Source organism: Oceanobacillus massiliensis str. N'diop (genome assembly GCF_000285495.1).
Classification (GTDB): domain Bacteria; phylum Bacillota; class Bacilli; order Bacillales; family Amphibacillaceae; genus Oceanobacillus; species Oceanobacillus massiliensis.
The window spans coordinates 58,690-85,137 of sequence record NZ_HE610978.1 but is presented as its reverse complement, the minus strand read 5'-3'; the positions used below and the strand labels follow the sequence as shown (position 1 = coordinate 85,137).

The 26,448-nt window shown below is 40.7% G+C and carries 28 protein-coding genes; 27 read left to right on the top strand and 1 reads right to left on the bottom strand.

Going from position 1 to position 26,448, the window contains the following annotated elements:
* Positions 1–105 precede the first annotated feature (105 nt).
* The 15 genes from aroC to OMHG_RS10175 all read left to right on the top strand — a co-directional run bounded on the left by aroC (position 106) and on the right by OMHG_RS10175 (position 12,795).
* The gene (aroC, locus tag OMHG_RS10245) at positions 106–1,275 is read left to right on the top strand and encodes a chorismate synthase (protein ID WP_010650665.1); all 1,170 of its coding nucleotides are present in this window, start codon (positions 106–108) and stop codon (positions 1,273–1,275) included.
* The gene (gene aroB / locus OMHG_RS10240) at positions 1,275–2,348 is read left to right on the top strand and encodes a 3-dehydroquinate synthase (RefSeq protein WP_010650663.1); all 1,074 of its coding nucleotides are present in this window, start codon (positions 1,275–1,277) and stop codon (positions 2,346–2,348) included. Before aroC ends, aroB begins: the two co-directional genes overlap by 1 nt.
* Positions 2,345–2,719, top strand: a complete 375-nt coding sequence (aroH, locus tag OMHG_RS10235; protein ID WP_010650661.1) for a chorismate mutase — start codon at positions 2,345–2,347, stop codon at positions 2,717–2,719. Before aroB ends, aroH begins: the two co-directional genes overlap by 4 nt.
* Positions 2,720–2,722: 3 nt before the next feature.
* Positions 2,723–3,826, top strand: a complete 1,104-nt coding sequence (gene hisC / locus OMHG_RS10230) for a histidinol-phosphate transaminase (protein ID WP_010650659.1) — start codon at positions 2,723–2,725, stop codon at positions 3,824–3,826.
* Complete coding sequence (locus OMHG_RS10225) at positions 3,826–4,929, top strand: prephenate dehydrogenase (RefSeq protein WP_010650658.1); 1,104 nt, start codon at positions 3,826–3,828, stop codon at positions 4,927–4,929. Before hisC ends, OMHG_RS10225 begins: the two co-directional genes overlap by 1 nt.
* A gap of 27 nt (positions 4,930–4,956) precedes the next feature.
* Positions 4,957–6,243: a 3-phosphoshikimate 1-carboxyvinyltransferase gene (gene aroA, locus OMHG_RS10220; RefSeq protein WP_010650656.1), complete on the top strand. Its 1,287-nt coding sequence runs from the start codon at positions 4,957–4,959 to the stop codon at positions 6,241–6,243.
* 229 nt (positions 6,244–6,472) lie between these two features.
* Positions 6,473–7,741, top strand: a complete 1,269-nt coding sequence (locus OMHG_RS10215) for a tetratricopeptide repeat protein (RefSeq protein WP_010650654.1) — start codon at positions 6,473–6,475, stop codon at positions 7,739–7,741.
* Positions 7,742–7,776: 35 nt separating this feature from the next.
* Complete coding sequence (locus OMHG_RS10210) at positions 7,777–8,352, top strand: ReoY family proteolytic degradation factor (protein WP_010650653.1); 576 nt, start codon at positions 7,777–7,779, stop codon at positions 8,350–8,352.
* 90 nt (positions 8,353–8,442) lie between these two features.
* Complete coding sequence (locus OMHG_RS10205) at positions 8,443–8,904, top strand: YpiF family protein (protein ID WP_010650650.1); 462 nt, start codon at positions 8,443–8,445, stop codon at positions 8,902–8,904.
* Between the two features lie 167 nt (positions 8,905–9,071).
* Positions 9,072–9,584 (top strand): QcrA and Rieske domain-containing protein, encoded by a 513-nt coding sequence (locus OMHG_RS10200; RefSeq protein WP_010650648.1) that lies wholly within the window; start codon positions 9,072–9,074, stop codon positions 9,582–9,584.
* A 6-nt stretch (positions 9,585–9,590) separates the two neighbouring features.
* Positions 9,591–10,265 (top strand): menaquinol-cytochrome c reductase cytochrome b subunit, encoded by a 675-nt coding sequence (qcrB, locus tag OMHG_RS10195; RefSeq protein ID WP_010650645.1) that lies wholly within the window; start codon positions 9,591–9,593, stop codon positions 10,263–10,265.
* 15 nt (positions 10,266–10,280) lie between these two features.
* Complete coding sequence (locus OMHG_RS10190) at positions 10,281–11,054, top strand: menaquinol-cytochrome c reductase cytochrome b/c subunit (RefSeq protein WP_010650643.1); 774 nt, start codon at positions 10,281–10,283, stop codon at positions 11,052–11,054.
* Between the two features lie 87 nt (positions 11,055–11,141).
* Positions 11,142–11,717 carry a lipoprotein heptaprenylglyceryl N-acetyltransferase LhaT gene (gene lhaT, locus OMHG_RS10185; RefSeq protein ID WP_010650641.1) on the top strand — a complete coding sequence of 192 codons (576 nt, stop codon included), beginning with the start codon at positions 11,142–11,144 and terminating at the stop codon, positions 11,715–11,717.
* A 63-nt stretch (positions 11,718–11,780) separates the two neighbouring features.
* Positions 11,781–12,050 carry a sporulation protein YpjB gene (locus tag OMHG_RS10180; RefSeq protein WP_010650638.1) on the top strand — a complete coding sequence of 90 codons (270 nt, stop codon included), beginning with the start codon at positions 11,781–11,783 and terminating at the stop codon, positions 12,048–12,050.
* Between the two features lie 64 nt (positions 12,051–12,114).
* Complete coding sequence (locus OMHG_RS10175) at positions 12,115–12,795, top strand: zinc metallopeptidase (RefSeq protein ID WP_010650637.1); 681 nt, start codon at positions 12,115–12,117, stop codon at positions 12,793–12,795.
* 55 nt (positions 12,796–12,850) lie between these two features.
* Here OMHG_RS10175 and OMHG_RS10170 read toward each other — a convergent pair whose 3' ends face one another.
* The gene (locus OMHG_RS10170) at positions 12,851–13,726 is read right to left on the bottom strand and encodes a YitT family protein (protein WP_010650635.1); all 876 of its coding nucleotides are present in this window, start codon (positions 13,724–13,726) and stop codon (positions 12,851–12,853) included.
* 206 nt (positions 13,727–13,932) lie between these two features.
* Between OMHG_RS10170 and OMHG_RS10165 the strand changes: the two genes are divergently transcribed.
* From OMHG_RS10165 to asnS, 12 genes are all read left to right on the top strand, one after another.
* Positions 13,933–14,226 (top strand): nucleotide pyrophosphohydrolase, encoded by a 294-nt coding sequence (locus OMHG_RS10165; RefSeq protein WP_010650634.1) that lies wholly within the window; start codon positions 13,933–13,935, stop codon positions 14,224–14,226.
* A 60-nt stretch (positions 14,227–14,286) separates the two neighbouring features.
* Positions 14,287–15,081, top strand: coding sequence for a 4-hydroxy-tetrahydrodipicolinate reductase (dapB, locus tag OMHG_RS10160; RefSeq protein WP_010650632.1), 795 nt, complete (start codon positions 14,287–14,289; stop codon positions 15,079–15,081).
* 27 nt (positions 15,082–15,108) lie between these two features.
* Complete coding sequence (gene mgsA, locus OMHG_RS10155) at positions 15,109–15,531, top strand: methylglyoxal synthase (RefSeq protein ID WP_010650630.1); 423 nt, start codon at positions 15,109–15,111, stop codon at positions 15,529–15,531.
* Complete coding sequence (gene bshA / locus OMHG_RS10150; protein WP_010650627.1) at positions 15,528–16,652, top strand: N-acetyl-alpha-D-glucosaminyl L-malate synthase BshA; 1,125 nt, start codon at positions 15,528–15,530, stop codon at positions 16,650–16,652. Before mgsA ends, bshA begins: the two co-directional genes overlap by 4 nt.
* Positions 16,653–16,674: 22 nt before the next feature.
* The gene (locus OMHG_RS10145) at positions 16,675–17,874 is read left to right on the top strand and encodes a CCA tRNA nucleotidyltransferase (protein WP_010650625.1); all 1,200 of its coding nucleotides are present in this window, start codon (positions 16,675–16,677) and stop codon (positions 17,872–17,874) included.
* On the top strand, positions 17,850–18,839 hold the full coding sequence (locus OMHG_RS10140; RefSeq protein WP_010650623.1) for a biotin--[acetyl-CoA-carboxylase] ligase: 990 nt from the start codon (positions 17,850–17,852) through the stop codon (positions 18,837–18,839). Before OMHG_RS10145 ends, OMHG_RS10140 begins: the two co-directional genes overlap by 25 nt.
* Positions 18,840–18,887: 48 nt before the next feature.
* Entirely contained in the window at positions 18,888–19,760 is an 873-nt protein-coding gene (gene panC / locus OMHG_RS10135; protein ID WP_010650622.1) for a pantoate--beta-alanine ligase, read from the top strand.
* Between the two features lie 11 nt (positions 19,761–19,771).
* Positions 19,772–20,155, top strand: a complete 384-nt coding sequence (panD, locus tag OMHG_RS10130) for an aspartate 1-decarboxylase (RefSeq protein ID WP_010650620.1) — start codon at positions 19,772–19,774, stop codon at positions 20,153–20,155.
* Positions 20,156–20,243: 88 nt separating this feature from the next.
* The gene (dinG, locus tag OMHG_RS10125) at positions 20,244–23,042 is read left to right on the top strand and encodes an ATP-dependent DNA helicase DinG (RefSeq protein ID WP_044476949.1); all 2,799 of its coding nucleotides are present in this window, start codon (positions 20,244–20,246) and stop codon (positions 23,040–23,042) included.
* A 324-nt stretch (positions 23,043–23,366) separates the two neighbouring features.
* The gene (locus tag OMHG_RS10120) at positions 23,367–23,882 is read left to right on the top strand and encodes a cell wall elongation regulator TseB-like domain-containing protein (protein ID WP_010650618.1); all 516 of its coding nucleotides are present in this window, start codon (positions 23,367–23,369) and stop codon (positions 23,880–23,882) included.
* A 15-nt stretch (positions 23,883–23,897) separates the two neighbouring features.
* Positions 23,898–25,085, top strand: a complete 1,188-nt coding sequence (locus OMHG_RS10115) for a pyridoxal phosphate-dependent aminotransferase (RefSeq protein ID WP_010650617.1) — start codon at positions 23,898–23,900, stop codon at positions 25,083–25,085.
* Positions 25,086–25,101: 16 nt separating this feature from the next.
* Positions 25,102–26,394 (top strand): asparagine--tRNA ligase, encoded by a 1,293-nt coding sequence (gene asnS / locus OMHG_RS10110; RefSeq protein ID WP_010650616.1) that lies wholly within the window; start codon positions 25,102–25,104, stop codon positions 26,392–26,394.
* The last annotated feature ends 54 nt before the right edge of the window (positions 26,395–26,448 follow it).

The window sequence follows — 26,448 nt, the reverse complement described above, 5'->3', positions numbered from 1 at the left end:
TTCTAAATAAATGCAACATAACCAAAAGCAGATATGATATAGTAATTAGCAAAACTTTATACTTATCGATACTCTATCAACTATACAGTAAAGGAGAATGTTACATTGCGCTATCTTACATCAGGGGAATCCCACGGTAAACAGCTTACAACGATTATTGAGGGAATTCCTTCCCAAATGCCATTATTAAACAATGATATTAATGAATCTTTGTTAAGGAGGCAGGGAGGTTATGGTCGTGGAAAAAGAATGCAGATCGAAAAAGACCTTGTCGAAGTTACAAGTGGAATAAGACATGGTTATACGTTAGGTTCTCCCGTTTCCCTGGTAATACATAATGATGATTTTAAACATTGGACAGATATCATGGGAGAAGCCCCTATGGAAGACGAATCCAACATGAGACGGGTCGTTACAAAACCTCGTCCTGGCCATGCCGATTTGAATGGAGCACTGAAATATGGCCATCGTGATATGCGCAATGTACTGGAAAGGTCTTCTGCCAGAGAAACGGCAGCACGTGTGGCAGCAGGGGCAGTCGCAAAAACACTGCTCAAGCATCTCGGGATTGAAGTCTGCGGTTATGTAAAAGAGATTGCCGGCATACGGGCTGAAGACAATGATTCCCTAACAATGGAAGAACGAATTAGCATATCACAGGAATCACCTGTGATGGTACTTGATAAAAATGTCGAGCAGGAAATGATGGATGCGATTGATAGCGCAAAGGCAGAAGGGGACTCCATTGGCGGAGTCTGTGAAGTCTATGTTGAAGGAATGCCGGCCGGGATTGGATCCTATGTACATTATGATCGTAAACTGGACAGCAGAATTGCCGGAAGCGTGGTGAGTATCAATGCATTTAAAGGCGTTGAATTCGGAATCGGTTTTAAGGCTGCTGAGTTGTTCGGCAGCCAAGTCCACGATGAAATAGCCTGGGATAAGGAGAAAGGATATTACCGGACTACAAATAGGCTCGGAGGCTTTGAAGGCGGTATGACGACTGGTATGCCAATTGTCGTAAAAGGAGTCATGAAGCCAATCCCGACATTAATGAAAAAACCGCTTCAAAGTGTTGATATTGAGACAAAAGAACCCTTTAAGGCTACAGTTGAGCGTTCAGATGCCTGTGCGGTTCCTGCTGCATCTGTCGTAATGGAGCATGTGGTAGCCTTTGAGCTTGCTAAAGCAATTACAGAGCAATTTCCAAGTGATCAGTTTAAACAGCTCAAAAAGGCATTGGATGACTACCGTGAAGAAATCAGGTGTTTTTAGTGGAAGCTATTTTCGTTAAATCAAGTACAAATTCCTACCATATTACGGTTGGAAAACGTGTCCGCAATAACTTGAACAGGTATTTGACGAAGGACTATTCTTCCATACTTATTGTTACCGACGAGAATGTCGCAGCATTATATTTGGAGGATATTATAAAAAATTTTCCAGAAAAGCCTGTTTTCAAGTCAATCGTTCCCGCCGGGGAGCAATCGAAAAATATCGAAACCTTTTATCAGCTGCAGACCGATGCAATTCAGTTCGGGCTTGATCGTGAATCTTTAATCATTGCCTTGGGAGGCGGTGTCGTCGGTGATCTGGCCGGATTTGCAGCAGCAACGTTCATGCGCGGAATAGATTATATTCAGATCCCTACAACGGTACTTGCCCACGATAGCAGTGTTGGCGGTAAAGTGGCAATCAATCACGAATTAGGGAAAAACCTGATTGGCAACTTTTACCCGCCGCAAGCCGTCGTATATGATACCGATACATTGCAATCACTAAATGAACGCGAAATGCGTTCCGGTTATGCAGAGCTAATTAAAGAGGCATTGATTGCGGATAAGAGCTTTTTTGATATGCTGCTTCAGACAGATATATATAGTTTGGACAGCAATGAGCTGCAGACTCATCTGAAGCTTGGTATCAAAATAAAAGCACAAATTGTGGAGGAAGACGAGAAAGAGTCCGGCGTCCGGAAGCATTTAAATCTTGGTCATACGTTAGGGCATGCCCTTGAATCGGAACTAGGCTATGGATCGCTAACGCACGGTGAAGCCGTAGCAATTGGACTCCTATTTTCCCTGCATGTCAGTGAACAGGCATTAACTGCCAACGTACCTTTCAATGCACTCCGATTATGGCTTGAAAAAAATCGCTATCCGCTTGATAATTTCGAATATCATACAGAACAATTAATAAGTAGAATGAAGGCAGATAAGAAATCCGTAAAAAGTAAAATCCAGATGGTTCTGCTCAAGGAGACAGCTTTTCCGGTCGTTAAGGAACTGGAAGATGCTGAGGTAACTGAATACTTACATTCGTTTATAGTGAGGATGATAGGGAAATGACAAGAGGAATACGAGGAGCAACTACAGTTTCTGAAAATGAGGAAACACAGATAATTGAGAACACTAGAGTATTGATTGAAGAAATGGTCCATAAAAATAATATAAAGCCAGAAACAATTTCACATGTCTTTATATCTGTCACGAAGGATTTAAATGCAGGATTTCCTGCCAGAGCATTGCGTAAGCTAGATGGCTGGACTTATGTTCCCGTCATGTGTATGGCAGAAATCGATGTACCTGGAAGTCTTGAAAAATGCATTCGGATTATGATGGTGGCCAATACCGCTCAATCACAAGAAGAGGTGCAGCATGTTTTTCATAACGAAGCAGTAAAATTGCGTCCGGATTTAGTAAAAGACAAAGGAGAATAACAGATGGAGGGTAAACCAGTTCTAACACAGCTCAGTCCTTACAAACAAGGCAAACAGACAAAAGAAATACAAGAAGAATACGGATTAGATCATATTGTCAAATTGGCATCTAATGAAAATCCATACGGTTATTCAGAAAAAGTAAGACAGAACCTTATAGATGGATTGCCCGAATTCAATATCTACCCGGATGGTTATACAGGTAAACTGAGGGAGTCACTGTCTCTTCGATTGAATTTCAATCAGAATCAATTTATTTTTGGCAGTGGTACAGAAGAGATCATTCAGATGCTTTGCCGCTCATTTCTGGTTGCAGGTTCCAATGTCATCATGGCTGCACCAACCTTTCCGCAGTATAAACATTATGCATTGATTGAAGGTGCTGCAGTAAAAGAAATCCCAACCAATAAGCATGGTTATCATGATTTGGAACGAATGCTTGCCGCAATCGATGAAAAGACAAAAATCGTCTGGTTATGTTCGCCCAATAATCCAACAGGAACCGTTATATCTGACAAGGATTTTGAATCATTCATGAACAAATGCCCAAAACATGTAGTTGTGGCATTTGACGAAGCTTATTATGAATTCATGGATAGGGAAGCAGATGTAAATGCATTGTCCTATATTAATCGATTCCATAACCTGATTGTCATGAGAACCTTCTCGAAGGCATATGGCTTGGCCGGACTCCGGATCGGTTATGGTATTGCCAATGAACAGATTGTGACAACTCTCGATAAGGTCAGGGGGCCCTTTAATACAACATCCATTGCCCAATTTGCAGCTGTTGCAGCTCTAGAGGATCAGTCCTTTATTGAACATACATATGATAAAAACAAGAAGGTAAAAGCTGCTTTCGAAACGTTTTTGGATACTATCGGCTGGGAATACTATGATTCCGAAACAAATTTCCTGCTTGTCCATACTCCTGTAAGCGGTATGGAAATGTATCAGTATCTAGTAGAGAATGGTTTTATTATCCGCCCTGGAGAATTACTTGGAATACCCGGTACAATCAGAGTGTCCATCGGAACCGAGCAGGAGATGGAAGAACTTCAGAGATTGCTCCTTCAATTTTATCAAGATAGGATGAAGGTGCTGTAATGGCTAAGATCAACATACTAGTTGCTGGCTTGGGATTAATCGGCGGATCTCTTGCAAAAGGGATGGCAAAAGACAAGGATAATCATGTCATTGGATATGATCTGAATGAAGATTCACTGAAATTTTCCCTGATGAATGGGATCATTCATGAATCCAGCACAGAATTTGCCGAAGCTGCCAAAAGAGCAGACTGCATTATTTTGGCAGCACCCATTTCAGAAACAATCTCATTGATAAATGAAATCAATACGATAGATTTTAATAAAAGCGTGATTGTTTCAGATACCGCTTCTGTAAAAAGTCCTATCATGGAGGCGGCCGGCCATTTATCCAATGAAAAGGTAACATTCATTGGGGGTCATCCAATGGCAGGATCCCACAAAAAGGGCGTCCAGGCAGCAAAGGAACATTTATTTGAAAATGCGATTTATGTGCTGTCTCCCACTAAAGAAGACAGTGGATCGAAGGTGACTGCACTACAGGAAATTTTGCGTCATACAAATAGTAAATTTGTCGTTCTTAAACCGGATGAACACGATGAAATGACGGGAGTGGTTTCTCATTTTCCGCACTTAATTGCATCTTCACTTGTTCATCAGGCCAAAAAGTGGGAATCCACACATTCATTCCTGCCAAAGCTTGCCGCCGGTGGATTTAGGGACATAACAAGGATAGCCTCCAGCAATCCGAAGATGTGGCAGGATATCTTCTATCACAATAAGGGCAAGATGTCTGTTCTTCTGGAAGAGTGGATAGAAGAAATGAAAGGATTAAAATTCCTATTAGACAACAATGAAAAAGAGAAAATGATTACATATCTGGATAAAGCAAAACTTTATCGTGACGGCCTGGCAGAATCAGAAAAAGGGGCTATCCCTTCGTTTTACGATATATATGTCGACATCAGTGACCAGCCGGGTGCAATTGGTTCCGTCGTACAGTTGCTTGCCAACAAAAATATAAGCATTAAAAATATTGAAATACTGGAAGTTCGTGAAGATATTACCGGTGCTTTAAGGTTAAGCTTTAATACAAAGGAAGCGCAGTCTAAGAGTTCGAAGTTATTAATGGCTGAAGGATATGAAACGATGATACAAAACTGACACCTAAATACAGGGGAAGTGAAAACAATGAGCGAAAAAGTATTAATGCCATTTAACGGCACTCTCGCCGGTACAATTGAAGTGCCGGGCGACAAATCGATTTCACACCGTGCGGTCATATTCGGTTCATTGGCCAATGGGGTAACAAATGTAACCAATTTTCTCGATGGTGAAGATTGCAAGAGAACGGTCCATGCATTTCGCCAGATGGGAGTAAACATTCGTGAAAATGGAACAGATCTCGTGATTGAAAGTGATGGAATAACCAGTCTGACAGAGTCAAAGCAGCCATTCTATTTTGGCAATTCGGGGACAACTACAAGGCTGATGCTCGGCATACTTTCCGGACTGCCATTTTTCACAGTCAGTTATGGCGATGCTTCCTTATCGAAACGCCCGATGGATCGGGTTGTGACCCCATTAAGGAAGATGGGTGCCATGATTGATGGCAGGAGTGACGGAAGCTTACTGCCGATTTCCGTCCGTGGAAGCACCCTTAAAGGGATTGATTATACGCTGCCTGTCAAGAGTGCCCAAGTTAAGTCAGCTGTGCTGCTGGCAGGACTGCTGGCAGAAGGGCAAACAACTGTAACCGAAACAATCCCAACGAGAGACCACACAGAGAATATGCTGAAGGCTTTTGGTGCAGACATCCAAACAGCGGGCAATACGACTATAATTACAAACAAACAGCGACTGACCGCGACCGATGTTCAGGTACCGGGCGATATATCCTCTGCAGCATTTTTTCTTGCAGCAGGAGCCATTATTCCGGGCAGCAGCATACTTCTGAAAAATGTTGGATTGAATAAGAGCCGTACCGGAATCATGGAAGTACTAGAGGATATGGGAGCGGATATACAAATTGAAAATGAGAAAGCAATCAGTGGTGAACCGATTGGCGATATACGTGTATCCTATGCTAAATTAAAAGGGACCGTTATTCAAGGTGATATCATTCCCCGTCTGATTGACGAGATTCCGATTATTGCCTTACTCGCGACACAGGCTGAAGGAATAACAACCATTAAAGATGCTGAAGAACTGCGTGTGAAGGAAACAGACAGGATAAATGCTGTAACCGAGCTGCTCTCAACCTTAGGGGCAGACATCACCCCAACTGGAGATGGGATGATCATCAAGGGCAAAACACCATTAAATGGTGGTAAAATCGCATCCTGCGATGATCACCGTATTGCAATGATGGGTGCTATCGCTTCATTAATTTCGGAAAGTGAAGTAATAATCGATGACATTTCATGCATATCCATATCCTATCCAGGGTTTTTCACGGATCTGGAATCACTCATGTAATCGCTAAGACTGTTTTCTGATGGATTTCTGTTCTTGGTTAAGCGTGAGAAAGCAGAGAAATCAACAGACAGTTTTCAACAATATAACTTGCGACAGGTACTGTACTTAAGAGGATTTGCTGACATGCAGATTCTCTTAATTTTATATAGTTGAACCAAAAAACTATTTTAGGTATGATGAAGTCTGTTATTATTTAATATAAGCAGTACATGTAGAGAGGATGTTCTTTATGGACACCATTATGGAAGCCGTACAATTAGTGGAAAATGATCAAATTGAGAAAGCAATCAGTATGCTGCGGAATTATCTGAAAAAAGCAACTGATGATGAAAAATATACGATTGCCGAACTTTATCTTCAATGGGGTTTCTTGCAGGAAGCCCGGGAGATTTTAGAGGAATTGCTTGATCTCTATCCTGATGAAAGTGATTTGAAAATTTCATTGGCCGATATTTTTATTGAAATGGAAGAAGACGAACCGGCCATCACACTGCTTAACGAAATAAATACAGAGGACCCAGCATATGTCCAGGCATTAATCCAGCTGGCGGATTTATATCAGGCACAAGGTTTATTTGAAGTATCCGAACAGAAACTGCTTACTGCAAAGCAGCTTTCAAAGGATGAAATTATTATCGACTTTGCACTTGGTGAACTATATTTCTCAATTGGGGAATATTTCAAAGCGATTAACTTCTATGAGAACGTCAAAAAACAGCAGAGTGAAGTTGCGCAGATTTCGATTGATGACCGGCTTGGTGAATCGTTCGCAGCTGCAGGAGAGTACGAGAAAGCATTAATCCATTTTAAAGATGATGAAAATAAAAATGCAGACAAGCTGTTCAAGTATGGCGTAACCGCATTCCAGGCAGACAGAAATGATATTGCAATCAACGCATGGGAACATGTTCTGGAGCTGGATGAAGATTATAATACCGTTTATTATCAGCTTGCAAAAGCATACGAAGCAGAAGGAATGGTTCAGGAGGCCTTCCAAACGGCAATCAAAGGGCTTGAGCGAGATGAATTCAATAAAGAACTATACTTTATTGCCGGTACTGTTGCCCATCACCTCAATCAGGATGAAGAAAGCGAAAAGTTCGTTCGCGAAGCAATTGCTCTGGACCCTGACTTCAAGGAAGCTGTCCTGTTTTTGATTGAACTATTTAAAAAGAATGAAGACTCTGAAGCGATTACAGACTTGATAAAAGAGATTAAAAAAACTGGCGCAGACGATCCGATGTATGACTGGGAACTTGCACGTGCATTTATTGAAATTGAATTATATGATGATGCATTAAAACACTATAAGGAAGCATATAATAGTCTAAATCAAGATAGCGATTTTCTGAAGGAATACGGCTTCTTTCTTACAGAAGAGGGCAGAATTACTGATGCCATTCCAATTTTTGAAGCTTACGTCAGACTTCAACCCCTCGATGAGGAAACCGAGGCATACCTTAACCGGTTAAAACAAACGTATGAACTGGATCTGTAGGGTTTTGTAAAACTTTAAAAGGGGGGAGAAAGAAGATGATCACTCCTGTCACTGCCAAGGATAAGAAAAGTTTTATTCAGTGGTTCCTGAATCATTACCGGTTAAAGAAACGGGAAAGCGTTTGGATTCTAAACTATCTGGTCAATCACAACGACCTGCTTGGTAATGTGCATTTCGTCAGAGATGTAAAGTATTGTCCAAGAGGGATTATGATGACGAGCCACTGTTCAGAAGAAGTACCTTTTCGTTTTTACAAAAACCATTTGGTCACAACCGATGCAGAGAAATCTTTCCATGAGATCCGATTGAACCAGAATGAACCACTATACCTGCAATTGAATTTTAAACGGTCAAATCAGCATTCCTATTACGCTTCTGTTTTGGAAGAGAATCCTTTTATACCTGCCGACTACTATATAACGAATCATGAAAAAGCATTGGCAAATCAGCTATTGAACTATTCTTTATATGAATATAAAAAGGAAAAATTATTAAAGCAAATTGACCGTGCACTAGATGAGATGAATCAGGAAGAATTTAGAATTCTCTCAAAAAAATTGAATGACCTCAAATCCATCGCAGCACTTCAACCTGACTCTTCGGAGGAATAGGTTGATTTTTTTTGCCTATATAAGATAAGATTTATAAATGATATAATTGGAAAACATCTGAGGTAAATACAGAACAGAAAGGATGATTTTATGAAATGGAGAAAATCTGACCTCCAAACATATGTACAGGCTAAAGAATACATAGACACCGTTATTATTCCATTAATTCCTTTTCAGATGTCAGGGGATGCAGAGGCAGAGAAATACGCCCAGCAGGCAGAAGCAATGACAATCTTTGCACAGGATATCGAAAAGGAGCTGACAGGGAGAATTATGCTGGCACCTCCTTACCATTATTTGAAGTCTGCCAAAAAAGAAGATGAAATAAATCGGCTGAATGCCTGGGGGAATGAGATAACGGAACAGCCCTTTTCCCATATCCTTCTTATTACATTCGATTCCAGCTGGAAAAAACAAGAAAAGGATCTTTCAAGTCATTTATTATGGATGCCTGCCGTCCAGACTGAAGATATCAATTCCAAGGAGATGCAACGTATAATCAGGGATCAGGTTGGACAGACTGTTGAATTGATCAGGTCGTTTTGGCAGTAGCCAAAAAATTGGCGAATGCTGCTGTAAAGTGTGTTTTTATCCTATCTATTGATTGTGAATATTGTTTTATATTGACCGAATAAAAAGATTGCGCTATCATGGTATTGTCCTAGTAATCTGAATTAAATTATATATGTCCGTGACTATTGTAAAGAGGGGGGAAAATCATGAGTGATGAAAAACAGCAAGTATCCCGTAGACAGTTTCTGAACTATACGCTTACAGGGGTAGGGGGATTTATGGCAGCCGGCTTACTAATATCTCCTATAAGAATGGCAGTTGATCCCGTATTGAAACACACTGCAGCAGGTGATCTGGCAAATGTAGGATTATCTGTTGATGACATTACATCAGATCCTCAGCGAATCGATTGGAGTATAGACCAAGTAGATGGCTGGTATGAATCTGAGGTAAATCGCTCTGCGTGGGTTTATAAAAATGAAAATGATGAGATTGTAGCCTTTTCCCCGGTTTGTAAACACTTAGGATGTGTTGTTTCATGGGAAGGCAGCGAAGATTATCCGAATCAATACTACTGCCCATGCCATGACGGACGCTATGAGAAGGATGGTACCAATGTTCCAGGTACACCACCTTTAGCACCACTGGATGTCTATGAGCAGGAAGTAAGGGATGGCATGCTGTTCCTTGGCGATGCAAAACCACAAGGGGAGGCGTAATGGATTATGTTACAGAAAATATATGATTGGATTGATGATCGTATAGATATTACGCCAATATGGCGCGATATTGCCGATCACGAGGTTCCGGAACATGTTAACCCCGCCCATCATTTCTCTGCATTTGTTTATTGTTTTGGCGGATTGACGTTTTTCGTTGTTGTAATTCAAATTCTTTCCGGAATGTTCCTGACGATGTATTATGTGCCGGACATTGAAAATGCTTGGAAGTCGGTTTATTATTTACAGACCGAAGTTGCCCATGCGCAAATCGTACGGGGAATGCATCATTGGGGTGCCAGTGTTGTAATTGTTATGCTATTATTACATACTCTACGTGTGTTCTTCCAAGGCGCATATAAAAAACCCCGTGAGCTTAATTGGATGGTCGGCGTGCTGATCTTCTTTATTATGCTAGGTTTAGGTTTCACTGGATATTTACTTCCTTGGGATAACAAAGCATATTTTGCAACCCAGGTTGGATTGGAAATAGCTGAACAGGTTCCGTTTATCGGAGTGCAATTAAAAACATTGCTGGCTGGAGATGCAACCATCGTTGGTGCTCAGACTCTGACAAGATTCTTTGCCATTCACGTCTTCTTCTTGCCTGCAGCCTTATTCGCACTATTGGCGGTTCACTTTATTTTAATTCGTAGACAAGGTATATCCGGACCACTATAAAAAGGAGGGCAAGTGATGCATAAGGGTAAAGGTATGAAATTTGTCGGAGATTCACGTATCTCTGCTGAAAGGAAACCAAATATACCGAAAGATTATTCTGAGTATCCTGGTAGAACAGAAGCTTTTTGGCCCAACTTTTTATTAAAAGAATGGTTGGCCGGTGCAGTATTTTTAGTTGGATTCCTATGTTTGACATTGGCTCATCCATCACCTTTAGAGGGAATGGCAGATCCAACGAATGCTTCGTATATCCCACTGCCGGATTGGTACTTTTTATTTCTGTATGAATTATTGAAATACAAATTTGCAAGTGGAGACTTTATACTTTTTGGGATTCTAATACTTCCAGGACTTGCATTCGGAGCATTGCTTCTCGCTCCGTTTCTGGACAACGGTCCTGGACGCAGACCGCATCAGCGTCCGATTGCAGTAGGTATGATGCTTCTCGCATTGGTTTCAGTTGTATGGCTGACTTATACTTCTGCATCTCACGTTGATTGGGAGAGCCGTGTAGAAGCAAATAAGCCGATTCCGGAATCAGATGTAACCATCGATACGGAACATCCTGGACATGCTGCTTATGAAAACAGCTGTGTGGCATGTCATGGTGCTGAACTGGAAGGTGGAGCAGGACCTACTTTAGTGGGGATTGATTTGTCTGCTGAAGAGATTATGACCATTGCAACAGAAGGAACAGGCTCAATGCCTCCTGATCAATTCCAGGGAACGGATGAGGAACTTGAGCAATTAGCAGATTTCATCATATCCGTTAATGAATCTGCAGAGTAATATTCGTTAAGTTAAACACCTTTGCCATAATGAATGGTGAAGGTGTTTTTTTACATCGCATTCAGTTCATATAGAAAGGATAGAGGTATGATTACATACATATTGCAGGAGAAAAGGTTTCTGTTTTGCCTGTTGTTAATTAACTTTTTCGGTACTCTGTATGGCTATTATTGGTATGAAGGGCAGCTTGCTGCAACGCCAGATATTTTTCTGGTTTTCGTTCCCGATAGTCCAACCGCAAGTTTATTTTTCACTATATTTTTGCTGTTCTTTCTGTTTGGGAAAAATATACCTTACATCGAAGCCCTTGCGATAATCACTTTATTCAAATACGGTACATGGGCAGTAGTTATGAACGTTCTAACCTTAATCGTTGAAGGATCGATAGGCTGGCAGGGATATATGCTAATCGCTTCCCATGCGGGGATGGCGATTCAGGGCATTCTATATGCACCATTTTATAAAATTAAGTTAAGGCATATTGCTTTCGCTGCGGTCTGGACATTGCATAACGATATTATCGATTATGTATTTGCTATGATGCCAGCGTACTCATCACTGAATAAGTACATGAATGAAATTGGTTACTTCACTTTCTGGCTAAGTATCATTTCCATCTTCATTGCCTATTGGCTCACACAAAGGAACAAGCCATTGAACTAATTGTTATATGCTGCGGGATTCCATCATACACTTAATTAATATCAAGTTTATGAGGTGATCTCTATGGTAAACAGATGGAAACTTCTTGTTCGGATCACAGCCGCAGTGCTCATAGGGATATTGCTGTACGGCCAAATTGGCCCAATAGCGGTTGAGGCAAGCACTGCAATCGCTAAGGGAGATGTCTCGAAAAACCAGATTGTTATTACCCCGTTTATTTGGACTGCTATTATCGTGGGTGGAAGCATTATTGTTACATTATCTTATGTAAGCTGGAGAAAATATAAAGCAGAAGCAAAAGAAGTTGGAAAGAAGGATAAATCTGTTGACTAATTCGGTAAATTTGACTAAAATTGACCTTAGATAAACAAGTCTAACTTCTACTGGAGGAATGAAAATGGGTTTGGGTGGTTACCTAATCTACATTGCGTTATTGATGATTATCCCGATTTGGGCTCAATCAAGGGTTAAAAGCACGTATATAAAGTATTCAAAAAAACCTACATCATCTGCTATGACAGGCGCTGAAGTCGCCCGTAAAATATTGGATGAAAATGGGTTATATGATGTAAGAATTGGACAAACGAAAGGGATGCTTTCCGATCATTATGATCCAAGGAAAAAAGTAATCAATCTTTCCGAAGGGATTTATCATGGCCGTTCAATGGCTTCGTCTGCCGTAGCAGCCCATGAAGTCGGACATGCTATTCAGGATCAGCAGGAATACGCATTTTTGCGGTTGAGAAGCGCTTTAGTGCCAATTGCCAACTTCGGTTCCAACATCTCTTTCTTCTTTATCATGGCGGGTATATTCTTCAGTATGACCAATATGCTCCTTCTGGGAATTATCTTCATGTCAGCAGCTGTATTGTTCCAGGTGGTAACATTGCCTGTAGAATTTGATGCATCCAGCCGTGCCATGACACAGTTGGTTTCATCTGGCGTAATCAGAAACAATGAAGAGCGTGAAACGAAGAAGGTCCTCAATGCTGCTGCATTGACTTATGTAGCTGCTGCTCTTGTGGCTGTTGCAGAACTATTGAGATTCGTATTGATTTACCTTTCAAGCAGAGAATAGATAAAAAAGGGATGACAAATTGTCATCCCTTTTTGTTTTGGCCAAACTGGTTTGTTTAATCTTCTCTGATCGGATTTTTGTTCTCATCCAATGTAAATCCTTCACCCATTACATCATGTGCCGTCGTGACTGCCACAAATGCGTGAGGATCCACGCTGTTGATAATACTTTTCAACCGCACAATCTCATTTCTTGCTACAACACAATAGAGAACGTCCCTTTTTTCTCCCGAAAAGCTGCCGCGTCCATCGAGAACCGTTACCCCACGGTCCATGGATGTAAGTATTTTTTCTGCAATCTCACTGCTCTTGTTTGAAATAATGGTTGCCCCTTTTGCTGAATAGGCGCCTTCCTGTATGAAATCAATTACCCTTGCGCCCAGATAAACGGCGACAAGTGTGTACATCCCTTCAACAAGGTCGAGAACCATAAAGACAGAAGCCGTTATGACAACAAAATCAAATAGGAACATTGTTCTTCCCATGCTCCATCCGGCATATTTATAGACGAGCCTTGCAATGATATCTACTCCGCCGGTTGTCCCTCCATAACGGAAGATGATTCCAAGCCCTACACCGATAAATACTCCGGCAAACAGTGCTACCAGGGTCATATCATTCTCCAGGTGGATTGAAAACTGATAGGTTTGGAAAATCCTCAAAAACAAAGATACTGCAAAGGTTCCGATAATGGTATATAAAAATGTATTCTTACCAAGGAACTTCCAGCCTATAAGAAATAATGGAACATTCAGTACGATATTGGTAATGGCCGGATCCCATCTCCAAAGAAAATAAAGCAGCAGTGTTATACCGGTAAATCCGCCTTCTCCAAGATTGTTCTGCATATTAAAATGAACGATGCCAAATGAGTAGATGGCCGCGCCAAGCAATATAAACAATATATTTTTCAATTTTAATCCGAACATCATCTATTTCCTCCTAACTTGATCGAGTGTCTATATAACAATCCTACTTAATTATAGTAAATAAAGTTTATTAGGACAATTTAATCCCTACCTGTATCAAAAATTTGTCAAACCACTTCCTTTTAGCTAACATGATAGAAGAAGAGTATAAAAAGAGGTGAGCTACTATCGAAGCACCATTATATGACACGAAAGATATTCAAAAAAGAGTGGATGATTATATCTCACAATTTAAAGAAGGCTACTTTTCTCCACTTGCCTTAATGGCAAGAATTACGGAAGAAGTAGGAGAACTGGCACGCGAGGTAAATCATTACCATGGTGAAAAGCCAAAAAAAGCAACTGAAAAGGAGAAAACAATCGAAGAGGAGCTTGGCGACATTGTTTTTGTACTTGCCTGTTTTGCCAATTCCTTGGATATTGACCTTTCAGGAGCATTCGATATCGCAATCAAAAAGATCGAAACTAGGGACAAAGACCGCTGGACTCGTAAAGATCAGTAAAACGGAATCCCTGAAACATCAGAAGTAATTTTGGACAACTTTTTTAAAGGAGAATTGAACATGGCAATAAATATCATTCTGGCGGGACCAAGAGGAAGAATGGGGTCAGCCGCTGTAAAAATGGTGGAAAACGAATCGGATTTTAAACTGGTAGCCTGCATTGACAGAAAGCACAGCGGCAAACAATTAAAAGATATAGAAGGACAACCAAGCTTGCCTGTACCTATTTATGAAGATATTGAGAAATGTTTTCAAGAGGTAAATGCAGACGTATTCATCGACTTAACGGTACCAGAGGTTGGTTACTATCATACAAAAACGGCAATAGAACATCACATCAGACCAGTTGTCGGTACTACTGGGTTCACCGATGGACAAATCGGCGAAATTGCTCAATTAGCAGAGGGAGAAAATACGGGGTGCATCATAGCTCCCAATTTTGCGATTGGGGCTGTACTTATGATGAAGTTCTCCGAAATGGCAGGAAAGTACTTTTCCGATGTAGAAATTATTGAAAAACATCACGATAGAAAACTGGATGCTCCTTCTGGAACCGCTAAAAAGACAGCAGAGCTGATAATGAAAACAAGAGAACCGAAGAAACAGGGGCATCCTGATGAACAGGAAACAATCAGCGGAGCGCGAGGTGCCGAAATGGATGGTATGCACATTCACAGCTTGCGATTACCTGGGCTTGTTGCACACCAAGAAGTCATTTTTGGGAGCTCCGGCCAGACGCTAACGATTAAACACGACTCTTTAAACCGCGGCTCCTTTATGGAAGGAATTAAATTATCTGTACATAAAGTGATGGACATGAAGGAACTTGCATACGGTCTTGAAAACATTTTATAGTTAGGATTACTGTGAAGGAAGGTTTCTATGAATATTGCCTTAATTGCACACGACCAGAAGAAAGATGATATTATCCGTTTCAGTATTGCATATAAGCATATACTGCAAAAACATAAACTCTATGCAACAGGAACAACCGGAAAACTCATATCGGAGGCAACCGGACTGAATATCCATAGATTTCAGTCCGGCCCTCTCGGCGGCGACCAGCAAATCGGAGCAATGATTGCAAAGAATGAGATGGACATTGTCATTTTCTTTAGAGATCCGCTCACTGCCCAACCGCATGAACCTGATGTAAGTGCACTCATGCGATTATGTGATGTATATCAAATCCCGCTGGCAACAAATATTGCGGCATCTGAAATTTTCCTGCGCGGTTTGGACCGCGGAGACTTTGAATGGCGGGAAATTATCAAGGAAAAACAGCAGAAAGAAGGAAATACGTGAAAAAAATAGGAATAACATGCTACCCGAGTGTGGGCGGTTCAGGAGTGATCGCGACAGAACTCGGTAAGCTTTTAGCAGAGCAAGGCCATGAGATACACTTTATAACATCGAGCATACCGTTCCGCTTAAATAAAATTCATCCTAAAGTATATTATCATGAAGTTGAAATGAATCATTATCCCGTTTTTCAATTTCCGCCATATGATCTTGCACTCGCTGCAAAAATGGCAGAAGTAATCGATCAGGAGAAACTGGATATTTTGCATGTCCATTACGCTATGCCGCATGCAATCTGTGCGATATTGGCAAAGGATATTGCGGAACACGATGTGAAAATCATCACGACACTTCATGGTACTGACATTACCGTGCTTGGAATCGATCACACATTTAAGAAGATCATAAAGCACGGAATTGAGAAGTCAGATGCGGTTACGGCTGTTTCTAATAATCTAGCCAGTCAAACAAGCGAGATGCTCGAGTTAAATAAAGAGATATCCGTCATCTATAACTTTGTAAACGAAGAGGAATACAATAGAAAAAATATGCCGAAGCTTAGAGAACAGTACGGTATTAAAGAAGAAGAAAAGGTACTCATACACATCTCCAATTTCAGGAAAGTGAAAAGAGTCCAAGATATCATTCTAGCTTTTGAAAAAATTAGAAAACAGGTGAAAAGTAAGCTTCTACTTGTAGGGGATGGCCCTGAATACTCTAGTTTAGTACAGCTATCAGAGCGTCTCGGCATGAAAGAAGATATACTTTTCCTGGGAAAACAGAATAATATAAGTGAGTTATTGTCAATCGCAGATATTAAATTATTGATGTCGGAAAAAGAGAGCTTCGGCCTGGTGCTGCTTGAGGCAATGGCGTGCGGTGTACCTTGTATCGGAACAAACATTGGCGGCATTCCCGAAGTGATCAACCATGAAGAGACTGGGTATATTGTTGAATTGGGAGATATCGAGGCAACTGCTCGACATGCCGTTCACTTATTGCAAAATGAACAGCTGCTGAAACAATTTTCCCAACACGCACTTGAACACAGTATGAAGCATTTTGAATCAACTAAAATTGTAAACCAGTATCTGAGACTTTATGATTCAGTACTGAAGCAGTAATCAAAAAGAAAATGGTGATCCCATGTTACCAAAACCATTTGCAGCAGCAAAACCAGTTCTGGAACAAATTGAAAAACACAATTATAAGGCCTATTTTGTTGGCGGCTGTGTACGTGACCTGTTGCTTGACAGAGCTTTAGGCGACATCGATATTGCCACTTCAGCCCCGCCTGAAACAATCCAAAAAATTTTCCCTAAGGTTATTCCAGTGGGGATTGAACATGGAACAGTCATCGTACGGCACGAGGGCGAGTCCTATGAAGTAACCACTTTCCGTCTCGATGGCGATTATTCAGATAAACGTCATCCGGATTCAGTCCAATTTATCGATGAGATTGATAAAGACCTGGAAAGACGTGATTTTACGATTAATGCACTAGCTATGGATTTAGACGGTGATATCATTGATTTATTTGGTGGAAGGGCAGATATTGAGAAGAAAGTAATCCAAACCGTCGGGGATGGCTACAAGCGATTCACAGAAGATGCCTTAAGGATTATCCGCGCCCTTCGATTCACCAGTCAGCTTGGTTTTACCATCCATCCAAAGACACTGGAAGATATGAGGGCATTGAGAGGCGAAATTGAAAGCCTGGCAGTTGAACGAATCACAAATGAATTCACCAAGCTATTTGCAGGTGTACATGTTAATCGTGCAATCGAATACTTAAAGGAACTGAAAATAGGTAACTATCTACCGGTGTTTCACAAACATACTGATCTCATAGACGCCATTCCGTCAACAATGCTGCCCCTCTGTTCATTTGGAGAAGTTATTTCTCTATTCCATCTGATTAAGCCTGAAGTCAGCATTGAAGTATGGGTAAGGCAATGGAAGGTCTCCAATAAAATTAAAATGGAAGCACAGCAATTGCTGAAGGCATATGAACGATATCAAAAGAATGGGCTGGATTTAATGCTCGTATATCAATTGGACCCGGGATACTACGATGGATTCGTGCGTCTTGTCAATGTCATGCATCCAAAATCATTGACGACAGATGAGATGGCATCTGTTGCAGGTAAACTAGAGATTCGCTCGCGAACAGAGCTCGCCATCAATGGTCATGACCTTATTGAAATGTATCCAGAAAGAAAAAAAGGACCTTGGCTGCATCGTCTAATCCAACAAATAGAAGCTGAAGTTGCAGCAGGTAATGTTAAAAATAATCTTAAAGACATAAAGGACTGGATAAAATGGAATCCACACGCGATCGATTAATAACCCTTCTTGCTGAGAATGAAGATCGTTTCATTTCCGGACAGGCATTATCCGATTCGTTGCATATATCCAGAAATGCTGTTTGGAAACATATGAAGGATCTTGAAAAAGATGGCTATCAGATTGAAGCTAGACCAAGAAAAGGATACCGAATCACAGCATATCCCGAAACAATGAGCAGTAATACGATCAAATGGGGACTCGATACTAAATGGATTGCTAAAACAATCATACATAAAGAAAAGACAGGTTCTACCCAGACTTTGGCACATCAGGCCGCACTGGAAAATGCACCACATGGTACAATCGTTATTGCCGATGAGCAGACAGAAGGCAGAGGAAGGATGAACCGTACCTGGCATTCCAACAAGGGGAAGGGTATCTGGCTAAGTATCCTGCTAAGACCGGAAATGCTGCCTAATGATGCTTCTAAATTGACATTACTGGCTGCAACCGTACTAGCGGACGTACTTGAATCAACTGTACAAACGAGAGCCCATATCAAGTGGCCCAACGATATATTGCTGAACCAAAAGAAAATAGCGGGAATCCTGACTGAAATGCAGGCTGAACAAGACCGCATTCAATATATATTGATAGGAATTGGATTGAATGTGAATCATTCAAAGGAAGACTTGCAGGAGGACATTCAATCTAAGGCTACATCTCTCAAGATAGAGACTGGGCAGGATTGGCCAATTACACATTTGATTCAGGAATTGCTGAAATCTTTTGAAAAATCCTTTGATGCCTACATGAAATCTGGCTTTGCTCCTGTTAAGGAAAAGTGGGAAAGTTATGGATTTAAGATTGGTCAGCCCATCCAAATAAAAACATTCAAAGATGAATGGGAATCGACTTTCCTAGGAATTTCTGAAGAAGGGGCATTGCTGACAGAATCACGGACTGGCGAAGCGATAAAGCTCTACTCGGCAGAAATAAATTGGTTCCCGGAAAATAAATAAACAAAATCACGTTCATAATTTCATCCGTAACCTGCAGGGGGGAAAGAAATGGAAGTTATCCGTACGATAAGTGAAATGCAGCGGATTAGCAAACAGTTAAAGCTTGAAGGCAAGCAAATCGGCTATGTTGCAACGATGGGCTCCTTCCATGAAGGTCATTTGAATTTAATGCAGAACGCTAAAACGGAAAATGATATCGCAATAACAAGCATATTCATCAATCCACTGCAATTCGGACCTAGCGAGGATTATGAAAAATACCCAAGAGATGAAAGCAAAGATATAAAGCAAGCAGAACAAGCAGGCATCCATTACCTTTTTCTTCCCGACGTAAAGGAAATGTATCCGGTGAAATCGTTGATCGATATGCATATCCAAGGAAGAACAGAAGTATTATGCGGCAAGTCAAGACCGGGACATTTTGACGGTGTTATAACGGTACTGACAAAATTATTCCATATCATTCTGCCTGATAGAGCTTACTTTGGCCTAAAAGATGCACAGCAAGTTGCCGTGGTCGATGCCTTACTAAACGATCTGAATTTCCCAATTGAATTAATTGGCGTCCCTACGACCCGTGAAGCCGATGGGCTAGCCAAAAGCAGCAGAAACATATTTCTGGATAATAGGGAGCGTCAAGAAGCAACCTGGCTATATAAAAGCCTGCAGTTCGGTCAGGAATTAGTAGTTGACGGTATGAATATTCCTGCTATCATTGAAAAAGAGGTTCATGACTATTTGAGCATACATATTTCCGGCAGAGTGGACTACGTTGAACTCCTGAGCTATCCCGAACTGAAGCCAATTGCGAAAATTGAAGGGACCATTATTCTGGCTGTTGCCGTTCATTTTAATCAAGCAAGGCTGATTGATAATATATTATTAACTGCTAAGGGAGAAAAAATCAATCGATTGGATTAGGGGGAAGATAGATGTTCCGCACAATGATGAAAAGTAAAATTCATCGTGCTACAGTTACAGAGGCGAATCTGAATTACATCGGAAGTGTAACAATCGATGAAGGCATCTTAGAGCAGGTCGATATATTACCACATGAAAAAGTACAAATAGTCAACAATAATAATGGATCCCGGCTGGAAACCTACGTTATTCCTGGCGAAAAAGGTTCAGGAGTGGTCTGTCTTAACGGTGCAGCAGCAAGGCTTGTCCAAAAAGGCGATACTGTAATTATTGTCTCCTATGCAGTTGTCTCCGAAGAAGAGCTGGAATCACATCGACCAAAGGTTGCTATCATGAACGAACTTAACCAGATTGAGCAACTTATCGAACAAGAGCCTCCTTTAACTCTCACGTAGGCTTTCTTCATGTAAGATTTCGAACTCTTATCGATTCCTATGGTAAGAGTTTTACTATTAATTGGAATTAGAAAGCAAGGTGGAAAAGGTGGACAAATTTGTAGTAATAGATCTTGAGACTACAGGACACTCTCCGTCCAAAAATGATAAAATAATCGAAGTCGGCATTGTGGTCATCGAAAATGATATCATCACAGATACCCACGCGACCTTTTTGAATCCTAATCAATCCATTCCACCATTTATTTCAAAATTGACCGGAATATCAGATGAGGATGTTGAAGGAGCCCCATTATTTTATGAAAAAGCTGACAAAATAATCGAGATTTTTCAGGATAGCTACTTAATCGCACATAACGTTTCATTTGATCTTGGTTTTCTTAATGCCGAACTAGCAGCTAATGGCAGGGAACGGTTGACTAACCCTGTTATCGATACGGTCGAACTATCCAGAATCCTGTTTCCAAAAGCACCAAGCTATAAATTGGGACAGCTTGCAGAATATCTGGATATCCATCATCAGGACCCGCATCGTGCCCTATCGGATGCATATGTGACTGCCAAATTATTTTTAAAGCTGAGGGAGAAACTGAATTCGTTACCATATGAGACAATCGCTCATTTGCTGAAATTGGAAAAAGTGTTTATCTCGAATGCGTATGAAATTCTTTCAGACAGATTGGATGAAACGGCATTTTCAAACAATGAAAGTGATATTATTTCGCTCAATGGATTGGCTTTTAAGAACATCGAAGACGCTCAGAACGAAACGCATCTTATAGAAAGCTCTTTTGGTGACTATTTGGATGGGATTTATGAAGACGAAGGCACGATGCAAAAGCAATTTGACAAGTATGAAAAACGGGCAGGACAACGCGAAATGTCTGAGGCAATATATGACTCTTTTCAGTCGAAGAACCATGCGTTAATTGAAGCAGAAACTGGGACTGGTAAGTCTCTTGCCTATCTGATTCCCGCTGTCTTTGAGGCAGTGAAATCCAATCAGAAGGTTATCATCAGCACCTATACAACCCAGTTGCAGAGCCAATTGCTTGATGAGGAAATACCTTCGTTCCGCAACCTAACAGATATTCCTTTTAAAGTGGCTCTATTGAAAGGGAAAAGCCATTACATAAGCCTGGAAAAGTTTGCCCATGAACTGGATAACAACCAGTCTGATAATTATGATACGGCCCTGACAAAAGCAATGCTGCTCGTCTGGCTAACAGAGACCGCTACAGGAGATATAGATGAAGTTCAATTGCCCACAAGCGGATACTTTTTCTATAAAAATATTTCAACGGATTCGGAGAATGGTGTTGATCCCCAATCTCCGTGGTTTTCAAAATCGTTTTATCAGAAGGCTCGGAGAAAGGCACAAAAAGCAGATATTATCGTCACGAATCATGCATTATTATGTACAGATATGTTCAATAATTATCAGTTCTTACCTGGGTATGAAAAGGTAATAATTGATGAGGCCCATCACTTTGAAGAAACGGCCTCACATCATTATGGCATGAAGATGGATTATATCAACATGCAGTACTTGTTCAATCAGATCGGCCATTCAGATGATGGTAAAATGTTTGGAAAATTGATGGAGAACTATTCATTGACCGACGAACAGATTCCAATGGAAAAATGGGACGATATATTGGATAAGGCAAAAGATGAAACAGATGATTTGTTTCATACCATTTACCAATATGTCGTATCGCAGCATAAAAACAGTAAATCGCTAAGTGATATAGGCAGATTGCAGTACCGGTTTGAAGAAGGCAAAGAAGACCAGACAACATGGGATATTATAAAAGAAATGGTTGCGAGGCTGACCTTTTATATGAGGGATCTGATTCATATCCTTGCTATAACAGAACAGTATCTTTCCAAACAGGAACTCCTTGATAAATACGATAAAGAAGATTTGCTGGGAATGACTGATATATTCCAGAGATTTATTGATGGACTGGAATCGTTATTCTTCACAGCAGGAAATGTGCCCCAGATCAAATGGATAGAAATTGACACAAAAGGAACGAGGAATGCTGTTTATTTATATAGTGAGCCTACCGATATCTCGCGATTGCTGGCAGAGGAATTCTTCCAGAGCAAAAAAAGTGTTATATTAACAAGTGCAACGCTTACGATGAAAAATTCCTTTGAATTTATCCAAAAAAGGCTTGGTTTAAAAAATGACCGTCTGCTGACCAAAAAGATTGAATCGCCATTTTCCTATCAGGATCAGGTGCAATTACTGATACCGAATGATTTTCCCGACATAAAATTCGGTAATGTGGATGACTTCATTTATGCAACCTGCGAGGCAATCATCTCGCTGGCGCAAATCACCAAAGGAAGGATGCTCGTATTATTTACTTCCTATGATATGCTGAAAAAATCATATAACCTGTTAAAGGAAATAATTATCGATAATGAATTTGTGCTGATTGGGCAAGGAATAACAAGTGGCAGCAGATCAAGGCTAAAAAAGAACTTCCAGACTTTTGACCAGGCAATCCTGCTTGGTACCAGTTCCTTTTGGGAGGGAGTGGATATCCCTGGGGAGGACCTGTCATCCCTGATGATTGTAAGACTCCCTTTCCAGCCGCCGAACCATCCTGTCTTCGAGGCAAAAGCAGAATTGCTTAAAGAGAACGGAGAAAATGCATTTATGGAATTGTCGCTACCGAATGCTGTCATCAAATTCAAGCAGGGGTTTGGCCGATTAATACGTTCTTCCAGTGACAGAGGAATTGTTTTTGTCTGTGATGCTCGGATTGTAAAGACAAAGTATGGCAAATATTTCACTGAATCCATACCAGAGGTCCCCACATCCTTCGACTCGACCCAAAGGCTTTTAAGCAGGGCAGAAGATTGGTTTTAATGCATCCATAAAAAACTACTGACACGCCTAAGCTGTGTCAGTAGTATAATCAGTTGTTGTGCGTGGGTCAGGAATATTTTGTGTCAAATTGATGAAACAAGGCAAATTACCGATCTGGACTGGTAAACTGGAACTATGCTTCGTTCATCAATTTAACTTGTTCTTATTGTTTACATACTTTGTGGTGCTATGTATAGTAAATATTGATAAAACGTAAAAGAATCCTATTGGAGGTGGAGATGAATATGGGACTTAAAAATTCGCTGCATTTGTTCCGCTTTTCGTCTCAAATGAATAAAATGATCATAAAGATGGATGAGTTTTATGCGTAATTCTAACACCAGCTGGCTATTATGGGTTTCAATGTTAATTCTGGCTGTTATATTGGCTTGCCTGATATATGCAGTGTACTTATATAATGTATTGTATGACAATAAAACGGCAGGATTTGACGAAACCTCCGAGCAAATTATGAGTCAAACAGCCATAGAAAAAGTTGAAAATATCGAGCAATATAATGGATCTTCGGCCTACCATGTTATCTTTGGAATTAACAATAAAGAAGAAGAGAAGCTTATTTTCTATCCACTTGAAGGCAAAGAAAAAGAATTAACAACATTGGATAGAGCGGAAATCATGCCAAAGGAGGAAGTTCTTAATCTTTGGAAAACCAAATGCAACGAATGTGAGCTCGTGAAGATAGTACCAGCGTTGGAAAGCAATGAAGCATTATGGCAAATAACGTATCATGACAGCGATAATCGCTATGTGATGGAGTATGTTTCGATTTATGATGGTACGCCGGTAGAACAATACCGAATCACCAGGATGTTTAAATAGAAAGGGGCAAACAGAATGGAATTAGCACAAAGAGTAAAAACGTTATCACCTTCATCAACCTTGGCAATCACCGCAAAAGCAAAAGAACTAAAAAAACAAGGGCATGATGTGATTGGTTTAGGGGCAGGAGAACCTGATTTCAATACACCAGATTACATATTGGAAGCTGCAAAAGAAGCAATGGACAAGGGCATGACAAAGTATACCGCTGCAGGTGGAATTGTTGAACTGAAACAGGCTATCTCCAGAAAGTTTAGAACTGATAATGGATTAGAATATCCAAATGATCAGATTATCGTCACAACTGGAGCTAAGCATGCGCTCTATACATTATTCCAGGTTTTGCTGAACAATGGGGACGAGGTAATCGTTCCAACACCTTATTGGGTGAGCTATCCTGAACAAATCAAATTAGCCGGAGGAAGCCCTGTATTTCTGAACGCATCAGAAGCAAACCATTTTAAAATAACACCAGATGAACTGGAAAATACTATTACTGATAAAACAAAGGCTGTAATTATCAATTCGCCTTCAAACCCAACTGGAATGATGTATAATAAGCAGGAGCTTGAAGAGATTGGCAAAGTATGCTTAAAACATGATATACTGATCATTTCAGATGAAATATATGAAAAGCTGATCTATACTGAAAACCCCCATATCTCTGTAGCATCTCTTTCCGATGAGCTGAAAGGACAGACTATTATAGTGAACGGGGTTTCCAAGTCGCATGCCATGACTGGTTGGAGAATTGGTTATGCAGCTGGGCCAAAGGAAATTATTCAAGCAATGACAAATCTTGCTTCACATTCCACATCAAATCCCACTTCTATTTCCCAATATGCTGCACTTGCTGCATATGAAACAGAAGTAGGTACAACGGAAGAATTAAAACAGATTTTCTCAGACAGACTTGATGTATTCTATGAACTCATCAATGCTATTCCTGGCATAAACTGTATCAAGCCTGAAGGTGCATTTTACTTGTTCCCTAATGCAATTGAGGCTGCACAAGCGAATGGATTTTCGAATGTTGACGATTGGGTAGCAGCATTGCTTGAGGAAGAGAAGGTTGCACTTGTACCGGGCTCGGGATTCGGCTCACCGAAGAATGTGCGTTTATCCTATGCCCTGTCAATGGAAGAATTAAAAGAGGCAGCAAAAAGAATAAAACGCTTTGTCGAAAATCATCAGGCAAAGTAAGATGGAGGACAATCTTATGAAAATAACAATATCACAAGCGCCCAAGCATCAAGATAAAACCGTGACGATAGGCGCATGGCTTACAAATAAACGATCCAGCGGTAAGATAGCCTTCCTGCAGCTGCGCGATGGAACAGGATTCATCCAGGGGGTTGTTGTTAAAAGTGACGTATCCGAAGAGACGTTTAGCAAGGCAAAAAATCTTACCCAGGAAACATCCATGTACATAACAGGTAAGATTGTGGAGGATACGCGCTCTGCTTTTGGCTATGAAATGCAAGTTAGTGAAATCGAGGTGATCCATGAAGCAACGGATTATCCAATCACCCCCAAAGAACATGGCACCGAGTTTTTAATGGATCATCGCCATCTATGGCTGCGTTCCAAGAAACAGCATGCCGTTATGAAAATCCGGAATGAAATCATTCGTTCCACCTACCAGTTCTTTAATGAAAATGAATTCGTGAAAATCGACCCGCCAATTCTCACAGGCTCTTCAGCAGAGGGGACGACAGAATTGTTCCATACGAAATATTTTGATGAAGAAGCCTATTTATCACAAAGCGGTCAGTTGTATATGGAAGCTGCTGCAATGGCATTCGGTAAAGTATTCTCGTTCGGACCTACTTTTCGCGCTGAAAAATCCAAAACACGCAGGCACCTAATTGAGTTTTGGATGATTGAACCTGAGATGGCTTTTGTCGATCATGAAGAAAGTCTTCAAATACAGGAAAATTATGTGAGTTATATTGTTAAATCCGTATTGGAGAATTGTAAGCTTGAATTGGATATCCTAGAACGCGACACTTCTAAATTGGAACTTATTCAAGCACCTTTCCCAAGAATTTCTTATGATGATGCAATTGAATTGCTAAAAGAAAAAGGGTTTGAAGATATTGAATGGGGAGAAGACTTTGGTGCTCCACATGAAACAGCTATAGCGGAGAGCTTTGACAAACCTGTTTTCATAACCAATTATCCAGCTGAAATTAAAGCCTTCTACATGAAGCCTGATCCAACTCGTTCAGATGTCGTCCTTTGTGCTGACTTAATCGCTCCAGAAGGCTATGGGGAAATTATTGGAGGTTCACAGCGTATCGATGATTTGGAATTAATGAGAGAACGCTATGAACAGCATGGGCTGACAGGTGACGCCTATAAATGGTATCTCGAGCTGAGAGAATTCGGAAGTGTTCCGCATTCCGGATTCGGACTTGGACTGGAACGAACTGTTGCATGGCTGTCAGGCGTTGACCATGTAAGGGAGACAATTCCATTCCCAAGATTACTAAACCGTCTGTATCCTTAAATTAATCTCAAATCCCTTGCGGTTATGAAGCAAGGGATTTTAATTTTCTCTAAT

Bases quoted from the DNA above. Each gene is read 5' to 3' on its own strand.
- aroH (WP_010650661.1), top strand. From the start codon at position 2,345: ATGACAAGAGGAATACGAGGAGCAACTACAGTTTCTGAAAATGAGGAA.
- hisC (WP_010650659.1), top strand. From the start codon at position 2,723: ATGGAGGGTAAACCAGTTCTAACACAGCTCAGTCCTTACAAACAAGGC.
- OMHG_RS10225 (WP_010650658.1), top strand. From the start codon at position 3,826: ATGGCTAAGATCAACATACTAGTTGCTGGCTTGGGATTAATCGGCGGA.
- aroA (WP_010650656.1), top strand. From the start codon at position 4,957: ATGAGCGAAAAAGTATTAATGCCATTTAACGGCACTCTCGCCGGTACA.
- OMHG_RS10215 (WP_010650654.1), top strand. From the start codon at position 6,473: ATGGACACCATTATGGAAGCCGTACAATTAGTGGAAAATGATCAAATT.
- OMHG_RS10210 (WP_010650653.1), top strand. From the start codon at position 7,777: ATGATCACTCCTGTCACTGCCAAGGATAAGAAAAGTTTTATTCAGTGG.
- OMHG_RS10205 (WP_010650650.1), top strand. From the start codon at position 8,443: ATGAAATGGAGAAAATCTGACCTCCAAACATATGTACAGGCTAAAGAA.
- OMHG_RS10200 (WP_010650648.1), top strand. From the start codon at position 9,072: ATGAGTGATGAAAAACAGCAAGTATCCCGTAGACAGTTTCTGAACTAT.
- qcrB (WP_010650645.1), top strand. From the start codon at position 9,591: ATGTTACAGAAAATATATGATTGGATTGATGATCGTATAGATATTACG.
- OMHG_RS10190 (WP_010650643.1), top strand. From the start codon at position 10,281: ATGCATAAGGGTAAAGGTATGAAATTTGTCGGAGATTCACGTATCTCT.
- lhaT (WP_010650641.1), top strand. From the start codon at position 11,142: ATGATTACATACATATTGCAGGAGAAAAGGTTTCTGTTTTGCCTGTTG.
- OMHG_RS10180 (WP_010650638.1), top strand. From the start codon at position 11,781: ATGGTAAACAGATGGAAACTTCTTGTTCGGATCACAGCCGCAGTGCTC.
- OMHG_RS10175 (WP_010650637.1), top strand. From the start codon at position 12,115: ATGGGTTTGGGTGGTTACCTAATCTACATTGCGTTATTGATGATTATC.
- OMHG_RS10170 (WP_010650635.1), bottom strand. From the start codon at position 13,726: ATGATGTTCGGATTAAAATTGAAAAATATATTGTTTATATTGCTTGGC.
- dapB (WP_010650632.1), top strand. From the start codon at position 14,287: ATGGCAATAAATATCATTCTGGCGGGACCAAGAGGAAGAATGGGGTCA.
- mgsA (WP_010650630.1), top strand. From the start codon at position 15,109: ATGAATATTGCCTTAATTGCACACGACCAGAAGAAAGATGATATTATC.
- OMHG_RS10145 (WP_010650625.1), top strand. From the start codon at position 16,675: ATGTTACCAAAACCATTTGCAGCAGCAAAACCAGTTCTGGAACAAATT.
- OMHG_RS10140 (WP_010650623.1), top strand. From the start codon at position 17,850: ATGGAATCCACACGCGATCGATTAATAACCCTTCTTGCTGAGAATGAA.
- panC (WP_010650622.1), top strand. From the start codon at position 18,888: ATGGAAGTTATCCGTACGATAAGTGAAATGCAGCGGATTAGCAAACAG.
- panD (WP_010650620.1), top strand. From the start codon at position 19,772: ATGTTCCGCACAATGATGAAAAGTAAAATTCATCGTGCTACAGTTACA.
- OMHG_RS10120 (WP_010650618.1), top strand. From the start codon at position 23,367: ATGCGTAATTCTAACACCAGCTGGCTATTATGGGTTTCAATGTTAATT.
- OMHG_RS10115 (WP_010650617.1), top strand. From the start codon at position 23,898: ATGGAATTAGCACAAAGAGTAAAAACGTTATCACCTTCATCAACCTTG.
- asnS (WP_010650616.1), top strand. From the start codon at position 25,102: ATGAAAATAACAATATCACAAGCGCCCAAGCATCAAGATAAAACCGTG.